General features: G+C 45.1%; 3 protein-coding genes. 2 read left to right on the plus strand and 1 reads right to left on the minus strand.

Annotated features, from left to right (window positions below; translation table 11 throughout):
• Window positions 1–492, plus strand: a 492-nt coding sequence (locus KDK14_RS21050) for an ankyrin repeat domain-containing protein (RefSeq protein WP_257267215.1), incomplete at its 5' end; no start/stop codon positions are given.
• 119 nt (window positions 493–611) lie between these two features.
• On the plus strand, window positions 612–1,478 hold the full coding sequence (locus KDK14_RS21055; RefSeq protein ID WP_257267216.1) for a hypothetical protein: 867 nt from the start codon (window positions 612–614) through the stop codon (window positions 1,476–1,478).
• A 211-nt stretch (window positions 1,479–1,689) separates the two neighbouring features.
• Here KDK14_RS21055 and KDK14_RS21060 read toward each other — a convergent pair whose 3' ends face one another.
• Window positions 1,690–2,220 (minus strand): hypothetical protein, encoded by a 531-nt coding sequence (locus KDK14_RS21060; RefSeq protein WP_257267217.1) that lies wholly within the window; start codon window positions 2,218–2,220, stop codon window positions 1,690–1,692.
• Window positions 2,221–2,428 lie beyond the last annotated feature (208 nt).

A 2,428-nucleotide genomic window follows, 5' to 3' on the forward strand; every position in this document is an offset into this window, starting at 1 on the left:
GTATGTGCGGTCGACACACTCAATAGAACGCCACTGTCTGCAGCTTTCGATAAAGGCCAGGAGGAAATCGCGGATCAGCTGATCCAGGCCTTCCCGCTCTTGAATGCTGTCCTGGGGGGCCATAACCAAAGCGTGGAGCAGTTAATGCAAGCGTTGACAGGGTTACCGAAAAAGAAAAGGGGTTCTGCCATTAGGGAGGTACTAAAGCAGAACCGGCCAGAAGACGGCGCAACACCGTTGTATATTGCAGCCAGTCAGGGAAATATCGAGCTAATGAAGCTGTTGATGAAGCCTGTGTCTACACTCCTGGCTGATGGAAACCGCAAGGCAGCCACGCAATTGCTGTACTCTGCCTGCAAGGTTAAAGAAGAGGATGGAACCCTGATGGAGATAACCCCGCTCAGGATTGCCGCCATAAACCGGCATGATAAGGCTGTGAATTTGCTATTGGAGAAGATAAGGGAGTTATTCATCCACAATAATCCCTTTTAAAAAGCGGCTGTCACCATCATTGGAAAATAATTAAATCGCCTGATCATTTGTTGAACTTTATTCTTAAGCCGAAACTCTAAACTGTGATATTAAACCATAAAGCAGGGGGAAAATTGGCTATGAACATATCATCAATTCTTGGCCAAAGCACAGCTTTGATCAAACCTCAATTGTATTGCGGCCAAGGGGGAGAAAGTGCCGACGCAGCCTCGTTAAAATTTGATCGCTGGATGATCAGTTTAAGCGAGATTGACAGCTTCCTGCAGGGCAAGGACCGTGCGGCGGTTGAGAGTATCGCAGAGCGTATGTGCAAAGGGGCAGAGCACCAACAAGGCAGGAAATCCTGCAACTTGAGTAACCCGGAAAAAGATTCTGGTGCCTGCGGTCTGCCGGTGGATGACAGCCAGAAGCAAAAGGTCAAGAACATTACCGGCCTGGTCCTCAGGTTACAGTCAGGTGTGCAGCAGTTGCTTGATGAAGTCAACGGCCGTGTTGCCGAAGAGCCGTTCACCGGGACTAAACAGGCATCCCAAATAGAGGTACAGAAAGGGGAGTTTGACCAGCAAAAAATCAAAGCACTCCTCATTAAGGCACGTATCAGTGATAGTCAACAAACGGCTACCAACAGTGAAGTTAAGAATAAGAAAGATCCGCTTAAAAAAGAGCTTAGTGACTATTTGGAAGACTATGGTCGTCAATCTGTAAATCTGGAGGAACAGTTTTTGCAATGGCCCCATTCAGACCACTCTCTACAACAATGCATAGCTAAAATGAAGGATCTTCGGGGTTTTTATCTTAAGTCACTAAAAGCAGCAAACGTACTGATCATAAAATTCGTTGGTATGCCAGCCTATATAAATGAGCATCTGATTCTTAATAAGTATATTGCACATATGCGAACGCTGTTCGAACTTATGGACAAACAGATCTATCAGCTTGAGCAAGAAGAACTCCGGAAAAAACGATCTGGTTGTAAGCAATCCTGAATTCAGGTCTTATGATTAGTCGCTTAATATCTGTAAGTAGTTAACCAAATGAAATCATATTTTATGACCAAATTGCCAGCCACTCCGGGCAACTGCTGCCTGCGTTGCACCTTGCATAGTAACTGGCCACTTAGTCAAAAAATATACGATTCCATTTGGCCAACTACTTATTCACCACACAAAACAGAATTTTCAATCTCAATTAGAAAAACTATTTATACGCTGATTCCAGCTTTGTAGCGACCTGTTTCAGCTCGGAGATTTTTTGATCAATTATTTCTCTGTTGTTGTGGTTGGCAGTTTTGGAAGAAATAGTGAGTTTGCCGTTTATGCTGTGGAGATCTTCCATTACCGAGTATGCTCTGATTGTCATCGATAATGCGTCGGATTCTGACAAGTTCTGCTCGATGGCGTTGGCAAGCAGGTTATTAGCTTTTTGCATCACCTTCTTCAGCTTGTGTAATGTCTGTGCATTTTCCATTTCAAGCCAGGGAGCCATCGACGCAGAGGCAGCACCCCTGTTCTCAGCAGATTGTGCGTCCTGATTCCCAAGAGACAAAGTGACGGTTCTTTGCAGAAGGGAAGAACCTGCCCTTTCTGACGGGTATTCAGGACATTTATTGGCAATAGCAGTGGGTTTAACCTCCTTGTCACCAGCAAAAGCCTGGCTGACTTGTTTATCCCTTGATTGTGGAACATATACTGCTGGAGCTCCAGTAGTGGTATTTGGTAGGGTATTCATTTCTGCTATCCTCTTCAGCTACGTTTAGAATGGGGATGCTGGCCAAGTGAAACTTATGCTGCCCGGGGCCAGATGGCAGCCGCATCAGGTCGTATCTTCAAAAACAGATTGAGCAATGTAATCAAAAATTTACTGGCCACCAGACTCAAGACCTGTAACCATTCGCTAAATCCATTATTCAAGCATCAATAGCCCTGTTCAGCTATCC

It is taken from the genome of Endozoicomonas sp. ONNA2 (assembly GCF_024606365.1).
Classification (GTDB): Bacteria; Pseudomonadota; Gammaproteobacteria; order Pseudomonadales; family Endozoicomonadaceae; genus Endozoicomonas.